Source organism: Streptomyces sp. NPDC058457 (genome assembly GCF_042720695.1).
Taxonomy (GTDB): Bacteria; Actinomycetota; Actinomycetes; order Streptomycetales; family Streptomycetaceae; genus Streptomyces.
In genome coordinates, this window is sequence record NZ_JBHXLU010000155.1 from 1 (window position 1) to 14,676 (window position 14,676).

At 72.6% G+C, this 14,676-nt stretch carries 13 protein-coding genes; 5 read left to right on the forward strand and 8 right to left on the reverse strand.

Going from position 1 to position 14,676, the window contains the following annotated elements:
* Positions 1-35 precede the first annotated feature (35 nt).
* Positions 36-464, reverse strand: coding sequence for a VOC family protein (locus ACFWPS_RS52690; RefSeq protein WP_383721392.1), 429 nt, complete (start codon positions 462-464; stop codon positions 36-38).
* A 328-nt stretch (positions 465-792) separates the two neighbouring features.
* On the opposite strand from ACFWPS_RS52690, the gene ACFWPS_RS52695 reads away from it, so the two are divergent.
* Entirely contained in the window at positions 793-1,155 is a 363-nt protein-coding gene (locus tag ACFWPS_RS52695) for an ArsR/SmtB family transcription factor (protein WP_383721394.1), read from the forward strand.
* A 119-nt stretch (positions 1,156-1,274) separates the two neighbouring features.
* Complete coding sequence (locus ACFWPS_RS52700) at positions 1,275-2,282, forward strand: zinc-dependent alcohol dehydrogenase family protein (protein WP_383721396.1); 1,008 nt, start codon at positions 1,275-1,277, stop codon at positions 2,280-2,282.
* Between the two features lie 37 nt (positions 2,283-2,319).
* On the opposite strand, the gene ACFWPS_RS52705 is transcribed toward ACFWPS_RS52700, so the two are convergent.
* Together ACFWPS_RS52705 and ACFWPS_RS52710 are read right to left on the reverse strand one after the other, a co-directional pair.
* Positions 2,320-2,952: a TetR/AcrR family transcriptional regulator gene (locus ACFWPS_RS52705; protein WP_383721398.1), complete on the reverse strand. Its 633-nt coding sequence runs from the start codon at positions 2,950-2,952 to the stop codon at positions 2,320-2,322.
* Positions 2,953-3,173: 221 nt separating this feature from the next.
* Positions 3,174-3,695, reverse strand: a complete 522-nt coding sequence (locus tag ACFWPS_RS52710; RefSeq protein WP_383721402.1) for a MarR family winged helix-turn-helix transcriptional regulator — start codon at positions 3,693-3,695, stop codon at positions 3,174-3,176.
* 62 nt (positions 3,696-3,757) lie between these two features.
* On the opposite strand from ACFWPS_RS52710, the gene ACFWPS_RS52715 reads away from it, so the two are divergent.
* On the forward strand, positions 3,758-5,035 hold the full coding sequence (locus tag ACFWPS_RS52715) for a multidrug effflux MFS transporter (RefSeq protein ID WP_383721404.1): 1,278 nt from the start codon (positions 3,758-3,760) through the stop codon (positions 5,033-5,035).
* Between the two features lie 89 nt (positions 5,036-5,124).
* Here ACFWPS_RS52715 and ACFWPS_RS52720 read toward each other — a convergent pair whose 3' ends face one another.
* The 3 genes from ACFWPS_RS52720 to ACFWPS_RS52730 form a co-directional block, all read right to left on the reverse strand.
* Positions 5,125-6,501, reverse strand: a complete 1,377-nt coding sequence (locus ACFWPS_RS52720) for a sensor histidine kinase (RefSeq protein ID WP_383721405.1) — start codon at positions 6,499-6,501, stop codon at positions 5,125-5,127.
* Positions 6,498-7,160, reverse strand: a complete 663-nt coding sequence (locus ACFWPS_RS52725; RefSeq protein ID WP_383721408.1) for a response regulator transcription factor — start codon at positions 7,158-7,160, stop codon at positions 6,498-6,500. The genes ACFWPS_RS52720 and ACFWPS_RS52725 overlap by 4 nt, the downstream gene beginning before the upstream one ends.
* A gap of 228 nt (positions 7,161-7,388) precedes the next feature.
* Complete coding sequence (locus ACFWPS_RS52730) at positions 7,389-8,057, reverse strand: DedA family protein (protein ID WP_383721411.1); 669 nt, start codon at positions 8,055-8,057, stop codon at positions 7,389-7,391.
* A 360-nt stretch (positions 8,058-8,417) separates the two neighbouring features.
* Between ACFWPS_RS52730 and ACFWPS_RS52735 the strand changes: the two genes are divergently transcribed.
* Both ACFWPS_RS52735 and ACFWPS_RS52740 read left to right on the forward strand, forming a co-directional pair.
* Positions 8,418-9,209 (forward strand): hypothetical protein, encoded by a 792-nt coding sequence (locus tag ACFWPS_RS52735; RefSeq protein ID WP_383721414.1) that lies wholly within the window; start codon positions 8,418-8,420, stop codon positions 9,207-9,209.
* A 101-nt stretch (positions 9,210-9,310) separates the two neighbouring features.
* Positions 9,311-11,755 (forward strand): tetratricopeptide repeat protein, encoded by a 2,445-nt coding sequence (locus ACFWPS_RS52740; RefSeq protein ID WP_383721417.1) that lies wholly within the window; start codon positions 9,311-9,313, stop codon positions 11,753-11,755.
* Here ACFWPS_RS52740 and ACFWPS_RS52745 read toward each other — a convergent pair.
* Both ACFWPS_RS52745 and ACFWPS_RS52750 read right to left on the reverse strand, forming a co-directional pair.
* Positions 11,750-13,213: a hypothetical protein gene (locus tag ACFWPS_RS52745; protein WP_383721419.1), complete on the reverse strand. Its 1,464-nt coding sequence runs from the start codon at positions 13,211-13,213 to the stop codon at positions 11,750-11,752. The genes ACFWPS_RS52740 and ACFWPS_RS52745 overlap by 6 nt on opposite strands.
* 394 nt (positions 13,214-13,607) lie before the next feature.
* A partial coding sequence (locus ACFWPS_RS52750) for a glycoside hydrolase family 3 N-terminal domain-containing protein (protein ID WP_383721422.1) occupies positions 13,608-14,676 on the reverse strand: 1,069 nt, incomplete at its 5' end.

Sequence of the window (14,676 nt, forward strand, 5' to 3'; positions counted from 1 at the left end):
GGGCACCCCCGCTCCACGAGCCGGGCTCCGGGGGCCTACGGACGGACGTACGGCCGCGTCATGATCTCCATGTTGTGGCCGTCGGGGTCCACGAAGTAGGCGCCGCGACCGCCGAACAGGCCGTTGGTCCGGCCGGGTTGGGAGTGGTGCGGGTCGGCGTAGTAGGTGACCCCGGCCGTCTCCAGACGGCTGATCATGCCGTCGAACCGGTCCTCGGAGACGAGGAAGGCGTAGTGCTGCGACTGGATCGGCTCGTCGCGCTTCTCGTAGTAGTCGAGCGTCACGCCGTTGCCGAGGTCCATGGGCAGGAACGGCCCCAGCGGGGCGCCGACCTCCAGGCCCAGGATCGTGGCGAGGAACCCGGCGGAGAGGTGCCGGTCGCTGGCGTACACGGCGGTGTGGTTGAGCTGGACGGCTGCCGACGGCAGCTCGGACACGTGCGGGCGTGGCTGGTCAAGGGACATCGGTGTGGTCTCTCCGGTCTCGGAACATCCGCTGGGACGGGCGCCGCACACGGGCGCCGGGGCGAGGACGCGGAGATGGCGGCGGGCCTCTTGCCCGCCTCGGGATCACGCCGAGGCCGGGAACCTCACTCGTGCATGGCCCAAGGCCGACCCGGCAGTCACCCGGCCGACTTTAGTGAGCGTCACGATCCGGGGCAACGCATTTGTCCGCCGACGCCGGACGACTGCCGGCACCGAGCGGCCCGGCGGAAGATTTTGGGGGCGGATGCGGTTTCGATGGCGGTCGTACTATGACTTGACCGCCCAGAAGCCGCCCCGAGGAGTCACCGTGGCCCGCCCCCGTACCACCGCCCGCACCGTGGAGCACCCCGAGCTGTCGGAGGTCTCGCTCCAGCAGGTGCTGGAGGCGCTGGTGGACCCGGTGCGCCGGATGGTGGTGTCGCAGCTGGCCCGCGCGGGGGAGGACCTGAGTTGCGGGACGTTCGTCGCGCCCGTGTCGCTCTCGACGCTCACGCACCACTTCAGCGTGCTGCGCGAGGCCGGCGTGATCCGGCAGTACTACGTCGGGACCACGAAGATGAACACGCTGCGCACCGACGAGATGGAGCTGCGGTTCCCGGGGCTGTTCTCCGCGGTGCTCGCCGCCGCGGCCGTGGAGGCGGAAGCGGGCGCGGCCCGACACGGCCGGTGACCTTATTTCGATCGTGCTCAAAATTTGACGGCCATCGAACCTTGGGGCAAGGTGAGTGAAGGCGCCGGGCCCACCCCGCGCGTCTCCTCCCCGATCCCTGCCCCTAGGACGGATGCGCCATGGCAAGACTCGTTCAGTTCGACCGGACCGGCGGACCCGAGGTCCTCACCCTCCGTGATGTCGAGGTCGGCGCGCCCGGCGCGGGGGAGGTCCGGATCCGCGTCGACGCGATCGGTCTGAACCGCGCCGAGATCATGTTCCGCGAGGGCGCCTACTTCTACGACCCGGTCTACCCCTCCCTGCTCGGCTATGAGGCCGCCGGTGTGGTCGAGGCGGTCGGCGAGGGCGTGGACGGCCTCTCGGAGGGCGACCCGGTGGCGGTCGTGCCGCAGTTCCTGCAGACCGACTACGGCACCTACGGCGACCACGTCATCGTCCCGGCCTCGGCGGTAGTGCCCCGCCCTGCAGAGGTCGACCCCGTCCGGGCGGCGGCCGTGTGGATGGCCTACATCACCGCCTACGGACCCCTCGCCGAGAGCGGACAGGTACGGCCCGGGGACCATGTCCTGATCACCGCGGCCTCCAGCAGTGTCGGACTCGCCGCCATCCAGATCGCCCGCCATGTCGGCGCGATCCCGATCGCCACCACGCGCGGCCCCGGCAAGAAGCAGCGCCTCCTGGACGCGGGCGCGGCCCACGTCATCGTCACCGACGAGGAGGACCTGCCCGCCCGGATCAAGGAGATCACCGGCGGCGAGGGCGTCCGCCTGGCCTTCGACCCCGTCGCGGGACCCGGCGTGGAGACCCTCGCCCAGGGGATCGCCCCGGGCGGCTTCCTGGTGGTCTACGGCGCCCTCGACCCGCGCCCCACCCCGCTGCCCAACGCCCAGTCCTTCCCGGCGCTGACCAGCAGCACGTACACCCTCTTCGAGATCACCACGGACCCCGAGCGCCTGCGCCGCGCGGTCGCGTTCGTCAACGCGGGCCTCGGCTCCGGCTCCTTCGACCCCGTCGTCGACCGCACCTTCGACCTCGCGGACATCGTCGAGGCGCACCGCTACATGGCGGCCAACGAGCAGGTCGGCAAGATCGTCGTCACCGTCACCCACGAGGGTGCGGCGTCCTGAGCCCGGACCTGCGCGCGGGGTGCTGACGTGCCGGCCGTCAGCGCTCCGCCCGGGCCGCCATCCGGGCGGCGGCGTCGTGGAGGAGCCGCGCGTGCAGTTCGAACAGGGCGACCAGGTCGACGGAGTCGCCCTTGACCTCCCGGTGCACGAACAGGCCGTCGGCGCCGGCGACGGCATAGGTGGTCAGGGTGTCCACGACGTCCTCGGTCAAGGTCGGGAACAGGGATGCGACGATCTCGGCGATGCGCTGGTGGGTGGTCTCCCGTACCTGGAGGAAGACCGTGCGGCCGCGGGGTTCGGTCGGGCGGCGTTCCAGCGCGAGCATCAGACCGAGGCGCAGGAAGTCCGGGGCGGCGACGAGGGACCTGGCCACGTTCGCGGCCATCATGGTGACCCGTTCCAGCGGGGTGCCCGCGTCCTCGGCGGGCATTTCGACGGCCTTGAGCCAGGATTCGAAGCTGCGCTCGATGACGGCGGCGATCAGGTCGTCCTTGTCCTTGAAGTGCCAGTAGATCGAGCTGGCGGGCAGCCCGCACTTGGCGCTGACCGCCGCGATGGAGGTGCCGTCGTAGCCGCGCTCGCCGGCGATCTCCACGGTGGCGTCGAGGATGCGCTGACGCGACTCCACCCCGTTCGCGCGCTTCCTGCGTGCCGTCTGCGGCCCGGTCATCTCTGTGCCTCTCGGGGACGGGATCGCGGCGGCCCCGGTGGTGGTCCGCCTCTGTGGCGACCACTCTAATTGGAGCATCCCCTACAGCAGGAACCGCCTGCCGGAGTCCGGACGGCGACCGGGCCGGCCGGGTCGCCGTCCGGGCCGTCCGGGTCGGCGTTCGGCGGATCGGGAAGCCGGAGCCTGCCGTCGGCGCGGTCCGGGGCTCCCGTGGCCGAGTGTCAGCCGTGGCCCAGCCGGGCCTCCATCGCCGCCACCAGTCGTCGCAGCGCCTTGGTCACCCACTCGCGGTCCTCGCCCAGGCCGTCCAGCAGGCCGATCTCGACGGAGAGCTGCCGGGGGAAGAGGTCGTCGACCGCCTTCGCGCCGGCCTCGGTGATGGTGACCAGGGCGGCGCGCCGGTCGGCGGGGTTGGGGGTACGGGCGATGAAACCGCGCTGCTCCAGTCGGCCGAGGGTCTTGCTGACCCCCGCGCGGGACAGGCCCAGCCGCTCGGCGAGGCTCCGGGCGATGAACGGCTCGGTCGCGTGCCGCAGGGGGATCAGCATGTCGACCTCCGGCGCGGTGAGCGGGGCACCCGCGTAGAGGGGCTCGACAGAGCGGCTGAGCAGACCGGTGGCGTGCTTGAGCAGCCCGACCAGCTCCATGGGCGAGGTGTCCAGGCCGGGATTGTGCGCCGCCCACTGGGCGCCGACGTCCGCGGCGGACGGAGTGGACGGGGCGGAGGGGTTGGGGGAGGGCATGCGGCTCGTCTTCTCGCTCTCGATATTTGTTAGCTAGTGAACTATCGGCTACCTTTATTTCCATGGTAGCTCCGTCATCCTCGCGCAACCGCGCCGACGCCGTCCCCGACACCGCCGGACCTGCGCCTTCGGGTCGTACGGCCACCGCCCTCATCGCCGTGCTCGGCGCGCTGACCGCCGTCGCCCCGCTCGCGACGGACATGTACGTCCCAGGTTTCCCCGTGCTGGGGAAGGCGCTCGGGGCGAGCGGCTCGGCCGTACAGCTGACGATGACCGCGTTCCTGGCCGGACTCGTCGTCGGCCAGCTGGTCATCGGCCCGCTCAGCGACGGCCTCGGCCGGCGCCGGCTGCTCATGGCGGGGTCGGCCGGATTCGTCCTCTGCTCCGTCGCCTGCGCCGCCGCCCCGGACATCGCCGCCCTCACCGGCGCCCGCTTCCTGCAGGGCGTGGCGGGCGCGGCCGGCATGGTGCTGGCCAGAGCCGTCCTCACCGACCGCTTCCACGGACCCGAACTGCCGCGCTACTTCGCGGTGTTGTCACAGGTGATCGGCGTAGCGCCGATCGCCGCGCCGGTGCTCGGCGGGGCCGTCCTCGCCGTCTCCACCTGGCGGGCGGTCTTCGCCGTGCTGGCCGTCCTCGGTGTGCTGCTTCTGCTCGCCGTCGTACGGGCGGTGCCCGAGTCGCTGCCGCCGGAGCGACGCCACCGCGGCGGACTCGCCGGGACCTTCCGATCCATGGGCGCGCTGCTCGCCGGCCGCGCTTTCATGGGGTACGTCCTGGTGGTCGCCCTCGTCTCGGCCGCGCTGTTCGCCTACATCAGCGGCTCCAGCTTCGTCTTCGAGAACCTGCACGGCGTCTCCTCGACCACGTACTCCCTGATCTTCGCCACCAACGCCGTCGCCATGCTGGCCGCCGGGGCCTCCTTCGCCCGCCTCGCCGGGCGCGGCACCCGCCTGAACACCCTGCTCTCGGCCGGAGTCGGGATCGCCCTGCTGGGCGCGCTGGCGCAGGTTCTGCTGGTGGTGACCGTGGGCGAGACCCTCGCGGGCACCTGGACCACCCTGTTCGTGACCGCCGGTGGTATCGGCCTGGTCTTCCCGAGCGCCATGAGCATCGGCCAGGCGGTCGGCCGCACGGCTCCGGGCGCGGCGTCCGCGCTCCTGGGCGGCTTCCAGTTCCTGTTCGGGGCCCTGGCCGCACCGCTGGTGGGCGTGTTCGGGGAGGACAGCTCCCGGCCGATGGCGCTCATCATGCTGAGCGCGCTGGCGGCGGCGGGGCTGGCGCTGGTGGGGCTGGCCCGGCCCTGGGAAGGGCGCGGGGAGCCGGTGCCGAGGGCGTAGCGACAGCAGGGGGCCTCGTCGCCCAGGTCCGCACCCGCCCGTTCTCAGGGCCCGGAGGCGCGAGGGCGGTCCGGCGGCCCCGCGGCGGTTCACCCGGCGGGCAGGTCGGTCAGGAAGCGGGCCCCGGAGGTGTAGGCGGGATCGTGGGACACCTCGCCACCGACGGCCCGGGCCAGGCGTCTGGCGAGCGGCAGTCCGAGGCCCGCGCCGTCGTGCCCGTCCTCGGGATCGGCCCGGCGACCGGGCTGGAAGAGGTCGCCCACGAACGCCTCCGGTACGCCGGGACCGTCGTCGGTGACGCTGATCCGCACACCGCCGGGCACCGGTCGCGCGGACACGGTCACCGTGGAGCGCGCGTACCGGACCGCGTTCGTCAGGAGCGGGCTGACGATCCGTTCCAGCAGGGCCGGCCGGACGCCCGCCGCCAGCTCCGGAACCGTCGCGTCGACGACCGCCTTCACCCGCTCCGGCGTCCCGAGGCGGTCGACCAGCCGGCACAGGACCGGTACGACGGCCGTGGCGCCGGGGGCCGTGGCGGCGGTGTGCGCTTCCTTGCGGGCGTCGTCCAGCAGGGTGTCGCAGATGGTGCGCATGGCCTGGGCGGCCTCGGCGATCACCTCGTGCGTGGCGCGGGTCTCGGCGCCGGAGCGCGGCCGGGCCCGCCACCAGTCCAGCTCGATGATGATCCGGGTGAGCGGGGTACGCAGTTCGTGGGAAAGCTCCCCGGTCAGCTGCCGCTCATGCCGCAGTACGGTCCGGATACGGTCAAGGAGCGAGTCCAACGAGGTGCCCAGGCGCGCGAGTTCGGCCGGGTGGTGGGCCGCGCCGAAGCGTTGGTCGGAGCCCACTGCGCTCCACTCGGTGGCCTGGTCGGTCATGGTGCGCACCGGACGCAGCGCCCGCCCGACGGCGAGGCGGGTCAGCGCGTAGGTGCACGCGAGCATGACGGAGTCCAGGACCAGGGAGCCCAGCAGCACGGCGGCCGCCGAGTTGCGGTACGGGGCGAGGTCCAGGGCGGTGACGACCGTCGCCGTGCTGCGGCTTCCGGCCATGGAACGGGCGCACAGACGGACGGACCGGGGATTCCCGGCCGCCACGGTCGTGCAGACGCCGTCTCCCCGTACGGCGAGCCGCGCGGCTGCCTCGGTCAGCGTGCTGTCGGCAGCGGTGGACGGGGGTTTCTCCAGCAGACGTGTCCCCGTGTAGATCCAGACGTTGGCGTCGAGGAGCCGGTCGTTGACGGTCTCCAGGACCCGTACCCGCGGGCCGCTGGTGTCCACGGTGGTGGCGACGGCGTCCGCGCGGCTGCGCAGCTCCGCGTCGGCCTCTTGCTGCAGATGCCGGTCCAGCACGGTGTTGAACGCCACGGTCAGGACGGTCATCAGAAGGGCCGCGGTGGTCAGTGCCACGAGCGAGAGCCGGCCGCGCAGCGTGCGGGGGGCCAGGTGCCGCAGGAAACCTTTCATGACAGCCGGTGGCCGATCCCGCGCGCCGTCCCCAGGCTCAGGCCGCTGCCCGCCTCGCGGAGCTTGCGGCGCAGCCGGCTCAGGTACTGGTCCAGTGTGTTGTCGCTGACCTGGGCGCCGTCCGGCCAGGCGGCCCTGACCAGGTCGCGGCGGCTCACGATGCCGCCTCCCGCGGCCACCAGGGTGGCCAGCAGACGGAACTCCGTCGGGGACAGCTCGACCTGGGCCTCGCCGACGCTCGCGCTGTGCCGGGTCGCGTCCAGGACCAGGTCTCCGGCCGTGGACACCGTCGCAGGGGCGGCCCGTTTGAGCGTCGCCCGCAGCCGCGCGACGAGTTCCGCGAGGTGGAACGGCTTGGGAAGGTAGTCGTCGGCCCCCGCGGAGAACCCGGACAGCCGGTCGGTGAGGTGGTGGCGGGCCGTCAGGAAGATGATCGGGGCCGCGAAGCCGTTGGCGCGCATCGCCTGGCACACGTCCCGCCCGTCCGCGTCCGGCAGTCCGACGTCCAGGACGACCGCGCCGATGGCGTGGGTGGTCAGCCGCAGGGCGGTGGCACCGTCGGCGGCGGGCACGGGCTCGAACCCCTCGTCGGCCAGCCCGCGGCGCAGCACGTCACGCAGGGCGTGATCGTCCTCAACGACCAGGATCTTGTGACGCATGGTCCTCCGTAGGAGCCGCGGCCGTACGGCCCGAGTACGGGACGGACGAGGCGGGCGGCGGCCCGGGCCTTCGTCCACCGGCACGGGCCGAGCCGCCCGGTCGTGGCCGTCCGGCCACCGAAGACGCCGGTGAACCGGTGCGTACGACGGGACGGACGCGGGCGGGGCCCGCCGGCGGGACGCGGTACCCGGTGGCGACGCCGGGCCGGACGGCCCTGGCCAGGACGGTCACCCGCGTCCCTCCTCGGACCCGGCGGCCCGCCTCCCCCGGTACACCTCGGCGAGAACGGGGATCAGCGACACGAGCACGATCAGGGCCACCAGCGGCAGCAGATACCGGTCGACATTCGGGATCGACGAGCCCAGCGCGTATCCCGCGAGAGTGAGGCCGACACTCCACACGAGTCCGCCGACGACCTGCCACTGGGTGAACGTCCGTACCGGCACCTCCAGCGCACCCGCCATCGGATTGAGCACCGTCCGCACCACCGGCACGAAGCGGGCCAGCACGATGGCCTTCGCGTGGCCGTACCGCTCGAGGAACTCCTCGGCGCGCTTCACTCCTTCGTGCAGACGAGGGGAGCGGCTGCGTGAGAGGAGTGCTCCGCCGGCCTTCCGGCCGAGCAGGTATCCGAACTGCGCCCCGGCCAGCGCACCCACGGCCGCCGCCACGAGCAGGGGGCCCAGGGACAGGTGCAGACTTCCCTGCGCCGAGCCGGTGCACAGCAGGCCGGCGGTGAACAGCAGGGAGTCGCCCGGGAGGAAGAACCCGACCAGCAGTCCCGTCTCGGCGAACATCACCGCCCCGACGCCGAGCACGCCGAAGGTCGCCAGCAGCGAATGGGCGTCGAGCACGTTCACGGCCAGCTGTGACGTCGCGAGGAGCGGAGTGGTCATGAACGGGGCCCTTTCCGGCGGACGGCTTCACGTGGACACCTGGGCGACTACATCATTGTAGACACTGCGGGAGACTCTAGACGATCGCCGGGCCCGTTCGTGCCCTCGTCGCCTCGGGGTGGCCGACGGAACATTTCGCCGCGAGCGGGCCGCCACGCAATGTAGTGGAAGTCTCCCGACCGCGCGGCACGCGAACGCGCCTCCGTATCACCCGGTCAACATCCTGACCAGGGGCTTCGTCGAGGCAGTCAGGTTGCGTTCAGGTTGGGCGGGCGAACCAGAAACTCATGCACCAGAGGGGCCAAAGCCTTGGCAAAGACATCTGTGGTGCCGGGAGCCCAGCGTGTCATCGTGCCGATCATGACCACAGAGCACCTCCTCGACGACCGCTCCCGCGTTCCCCTGCGCACCATGGCGAACAAGGTGCCGGAAGTGACCGCCTACTTCTGGATCATCAAGGTGCTCACCACCGGGATGGGCGAGACCGCGTCGGACCTGCTGGCCCGGGTCCTCGGCCCGATCCCTGCCGTCGGTCTCGGGGGCCTCGCCCTGGTGGCCTCCCTGGCCGTGCAGTTCGCCGTCCGCCGGTACATCGCCTGGGTGTACTGGACCGCCGTCGTCATGGTCAGCGTGTTCGGCACGATGGCGGCCGACGTCCTGCACGTCGGTCTCGGCGTGCCCTACACGCTGTCCACCCCGTTCTTCGTCATCGTGCTGACCGCGGTCTTCGCCCTCTGGTACGCCGTGGAGCGGACCCTGTCCATCCACGGCATCCGCACCCGCCGCCGGGAGGTCTTCTACTGGGCGGCCGTCCTCGCCACGTTCGCCCTCGGCACCGCCGCCGGCGACCTGACCGCGACCGCCGGCCTCGGCTACCTCGGCTCGGTGGTCCTCTTCGCCGTCGCCATCTGCGTCCCCGCGATCGCCCACCGCGGCGGTGCCCTGAAGGCCGTACCCGCCTTCTGGACGGCCTACGTCATCACCCGTCCCCTCGGCGCCTCGCTCGCCGACTGGATGGCGCTCGGCCACACCCGGGGCGGGCTCGGCCTGGGCCTGGCACCGGTGACCCTCGCCTGGACGGCCGCCATCGCCTGCTTCGTCGGCTACCTGGCCGTCTCCCACCGGGACACCTCCGGCCACGAGGCGGCCTGAGAGACACCGGCGCTGCAGCGGCCTCCGGGCGGCCGTTGTCCCTGCGACTCGTCGGGCCGCATCGATACCATTGCGGGAACGGCGAGTTGGGGGAGTCCTGGGTGGAACCGTTGGTGGGAATGGTGCTCTCGGCTGTCAGCACGGTCGCCTCCGGCGCCCTGTCAGGGGCAGGCGGCGAAGCAGGCAGACGAACCTCCGAGCGGCTCTACGACCTGCTCAGCAGGGGCCGGACCGGGCACGCCGGGACGGGCACCGGGGCCGTCGGCGGCGATTCGGCCGAGCCTTCCCTCCCGGTCACCGCGGACCAGCAGGCGGCCGCCGCCTCACGCCTGCTGGAGTACGCCCGTACCTCGCCGGAGTTCTCCCGCGAGGTGACGGAATGGGTCCGGGAATCCGCCTGGCTGGCGCCGCGCAGCGTGCCCGCCGTGGCACCCGGCGCCTCCCGGCCGCAGATGCTCCCACCGGGTACGGCGACCTTCACCGACCGCGAGGACGTGCTCGCGTGGATCACGGAGCTGTTGGACGGCGGGGACCGTGCACCGGGCGCGCCCGCGATCGCCGTGCTCACCGGCCCGGGCGGCATCGGCAAGACCGCCACCGCCGTCCGGAACGCGATCGAACTGCTCGAGCGGTTTCCCGGCGGTGCCCTGTTCGCCGACCTGGAGGGTGCGTCGGCCGCCACGGCCCTCCCGCCCTCCGACGTGCTCGCCCGATTCCTGGAGCGGCTCGGCGTGCCGCCCGCCATGGTGCCGGGGGACGAGGCGCGGCAGCGGGACCTGTACCGCGACTGCACGGCCGACCGGCGCCTGATCGTCGTACTGGACAACGCCCATGACGACGCGCAGGTGATCCCCCTGCTGCCGGCCTCGCCGGAGTCTCTGGTCCTGGTGACGAGCAGGCACCGGCTCGGGCGTCTGGTCGCCGGTCACGGAGCCCGGCCGTTCGCGCTCGGGCCGCTGTCGACGGAGGACTCCGTCACCCTGATCAGGCGGGTCGCCGGCAGCGACCGGCCGCCCGCGCCGGACGACCTCGTCCGGGCCGTCGCGGAGGGCACGGGTGGCATCCCGCTCGCCGTGTGCACCACCGGTGCGGGCCTGGCCTTACGGGAGCACCTGACCTGGGAGCGTGTCGCAGAGCAGCTGTCCGCGCGGAACCACGGCGGCGGGGACCGGGAAGGCACCGCCACGGACGAACCGACTCCCGACGCCGCAGGCGACCCCGTCCGTCTCGTCCATGACGTCGCGTACCGCGAACTCACCCCCGAGAGCGCCGCGTTGTACCGGGCGATCGCGGTGTGGCCCTGGCCGACCGTGACCGCCCCGATCGCTGCCCATGCCGCGGGGATCGGCGCCGACGAGGCACGGACGCTGCTGGAGCAGCTGGCCGGGGCGCACCTGCTGGAGGAGGTCGCGGAGGAACGCTACCGGTTCCACGACGTGACCCGGGCGCACGCCCGCGGACTCGCGGCCGCCGAGGACGGTCACGGCCGCCTGGCGGCCGCGGTCCGCCGGGTCGCGGTCGCACAGGTGCGTTTCGCGGCGGGTGCGGACTTCAGGGTGATGCCGCTGAGATGGCGGCTCGGCCCCGCATACCGGGGCCTTGCCCTTCCGGAACACCGCGACCCGGCGGACGGCAGGCGCGCACTGGCGGAACTGCGGCGTGAACGGGAGAACCTCGCGGCCGTCATCCGGGCCGCCGCACACTACGAACTTTACGACCTCGTCTGGCAGTTGTGCGAGGCCATGTGGGGCCTGCACCTGATGCTCGGCTTCCACGCGCAGTGGATCGACACGCACCTGCTCGGCGTCGACGCCGCCCGCCGCAGCGTCGAGGAGGAATTCGGCGACCCGCGTGCCGTGGGCCGTATGTGGACCCAGCTCGCCTTCGGCTACATGGGGGAGGGACGGGCGGACGATGCCGCCGCCGCGCTGGCGAACGCCCGGGCGGCGGACCGGGACTGCGGGCACCACCGGGGCGAGGCCACCGCCGTCGAGGTGCTCGGGCTGCTCCATCTCAAACGGTGGGAGTTCCCCGCGGCCCAGCGGTGCTTCGAGGAGGCCCAGGAGATCCTGCGCCGTATCGGTCCGGGCGAGGACGGCCGGGAGGACCTGCCGCGTGCCACGGCCCTGCTGGAACACCACATCGGCCGCGCCCTGACCAGGCAGCGGCGCTTCGACGCCGCCGTCGCCCGGCTGAACGACGCCCTCGCGCGCTTCCGCCGCCTGCCGGGCGGCGGCGACCCCTACAACGCCGCGCGCGTCTACATGAGTCTGGGCGACGCCCACCTGGACGCGGGAGATGCCGAGCAGGCGCGCGTGTGCCTGGACGAGGCCGTCAAGGCCATGACCGAGGCGGGCGCCGGGCTGCAGCTCGCCGACGCCCTCGACGTGCGGTCCCAGTGCCATCGCCGCCTGGGGCACGGGGCGGAAGAGGCCGAGGACCTCAGGGCCGCCGCCGCGTGCTACGAGGAACACGGCGACCGGCTCGGCCTGGACAGAGTGCGGTCGCGGCTGGCCGACGCGGAGACCCGGGGCGCCGGCTCATGAGCCGGCCGGAACCGGTGTCCCGACGGTGACCAGGTGTGTCGCGGAACCGGTGCGCACCGTGATCGCGGGCATGACCCGGGCCAGGTCGCGGCCGCTGGCGAGCCACGCGTAGAGCGCCGAGGCGTAGACGGCGGGGTCGCACAGGTCGGGGCGGCCGTCGGGGCCGGCGGCCGCGGACAGCCGTAGGAGGTCCCCCTCGCGGGTCCGTACGAGACACCGGTCCGGCCCGTCGACATAGGCGGCCAGCCCGCAGTAGGGGTAACGGCCGAGTGCCTCCGCCGTCCAGGCGGCGGGCGGGCCCAGCCGCGGGTCGTCGGCGGGGGCGCGCCGCACCACGATGTCGGCGATGCGCAGCCGGCCGCGGTCCCGGGTCTCCTCGTCCACCAGCGTGTGCGCGGATTCGGCCGTCACGGCCGCCTCTTCCGACGGATCGGGCTCGCCGCCGACGGTGGCGTACCGGCTGAGGGTGACCTCCGGCGGATCGGCACCGATCCCGCCGACCAGCACACGGACCGGCGCGGTACGGCGAGCGGGCCGACAGGGCGGCAGCGGCAGCGGGTCGAGCAGCGCCGGATGCCCCGGCTCCGGCATCCCCATGAGGTCGTAGAACAGACGACGCAGCAGAACGGCAGATTCCTCGGGAGCCGAACTCGTCTGCTCCGCCAGCTCCTTGTACCGGGTGGCGTCGTGCGTGGCGATCACCTGGTCGAGCTGGGCGCGCAGACCACGCCGGCGGGACAGGCGGGGAGCGGTGCGGCCCAGCGCGGCCACCGGCGAGAGCGGGTCGAGGTCCTCTTCGGGGAACGCCCCGAGCAGGACGGGTGTGCCTATGGACGCCGCGTAGTAGCTGACGCTGGAGTGGTCGCCGAGGACGCAGTCGGCGGCGATCAGGGCCTGCCTCCAGCCGTCGAGGGGAGGAATGGCATCCAGGCCGGCCTGCTCTGCGTTGCCGAGCCAGGCCCGGACCTGACCCGGGCCGTGGCCGTGCCAGATGTTCGGATGCAGGACCGCGACCGTCCGGTACTCGTCGGCGGGCAGTTCCGCTGTCAGACGGGACAGCAGCCAGGGCAGCAGATCAGCCGCCTCCGTGTCTCCGGCTCCGCCGAACAGCGAGCGCCGTGCCCAGGTCGAGCTGACGAGGATCAGCCGCTGACCGGGTCCCACGCCCAGGGCCCGCCGGAAGCGGGCGCGTTCGGGGAGGGCGGCGAGGATGCGGTCGTAACAGGGGTCCCCCGCGAGTACGGCGGTGGGCACCGCCTCCGGGCAGGCCGAGCGCAGCCGCGCCAGCTGTTCGGGGTGCGAGAGGACGGTGGCGGTCGCGAGCGGACGCCCGTCCTCCAGAAGCCACTGCGGCGAGAGGCCGAAGACCGGCGCCTGGGGCTGGTGTCCGGTGTCCGGTGTCCGGTGTCCGGTGTCCGGTGTCCGGTGTCGCCAGCCTCTTATTGTATCCAACGCCATGCGACAGAACGGCCAACTTGCCTTGTATGGATGACAGTTCACCGCCGTAGCTCGCGGCGATCACCAGATCGAACTCCGTGTCCTTGGCCTGTTCCCAGGGGAGGACCGGCAGTTCCGCCGCGGCCAGCAACTCGGGCACTCCCGCCAGAAAGGGGGAGGACCCTGTGCAGGTGGCGAACAACTGCACCCGGAAGTCGCCGTGGAACAGCGGGAGTACGTCCAGCAGACGCGTCGCCGACGTCACGTTGTGTACGACGAACAGGACACGTCGGCAGCCCGTCCGGGTGATCCACCGCTCCGCGTCCTCGCCCACCGGCACCCGCAACCGGACCGCCCCACTCATCACAGCTGGCATGGTACCGAGGGCCCCGACGGGCGGTCCCGACGCCGTGGCTCAGCTGCAAGTGAGGCGGCCGGCCGCTGCCTTGGCCGTGAGGATGCGGTGCACGGAGGCGGCGACCTTGGCGCGGAAGGAGGCGTCCTTCGCCATCTGGGCCTGCACTCCCTGCACCATCGCCGGCACGGTCGACGCCTTGACCGTCAGGACCATGTCGCCGCCGGCGCCGATGAACTGCACCGCCCGCTGGGCCGGAGTGTAGGCGCGTACCGCGACCGCCTGGCCGAGGTCGTCGGAGATGACGACGCCCTTGAAGCCGAACTTGGTACGCAGCAGCGAGTTGATGACGGTCGGCGAGAACGCGGCCAGATGCTTCGAGTCGATCTTGGTGTACTTCGCCGACGAGATCATCACGAAGGGCGCGCCCGCCTTGATCCCGCTCTGGAACGGCTGGAGGCTCGAACTGGACGTGGTGGTCACCGAGTCGACGACGTTGGCGGTGGTGTCGGTGTTGCCGATCACCTGGCCCAGTCCGGGGAAGTGCTTGAAGGTGGTCATCACTCCGGCCGTGCGGAAGCCCGCGGCGAAGGCGCCGGTGTGCGAGGTCACGACGGCGGGGGTATGCCCGTACTCGCGGTAGAAGTGGCCGATGGGGGCGTTGCGGGTACCGAGGCTCGCCGGCACCACATCGGCGACCGGGGCGAGATTGAGGTCCAGGCCGGCCGCCTTGAGCTGCAGCGCCCAGGTCTCGGCGCGGCTGCGCAGGGTCGTCGTGCTCCACGAGCCCTGGGTCAGGGCGTTGGGCATGACCGAGAAGCCGGGGCCGCTGAGCACCTGGACCTGGCCGCCCTCCTGGTCGGTGGAGACCAGCAGCCCGACCCGGCGCCCGCCGACCGTGTCGGCCTGTGTGCGGATCGCGTCGACCACCTTCCTCGTCGCCGTGGTCCCGGCGGAGCTGCGCCCGGTGAGCATGACGGACCCGACGTGGTAGGTGCGCAGCGTTCGCAGGTCGGTGCTGTTCGGGCTGGTGGCGTTGACACCCCCCATGAACAGCTGGCCGACGCGCTGTGCCTGGGTCATTCCCGCATAGACCGTGTCGGCGCAGCCGGCCGCGGAGGTGGCCGGC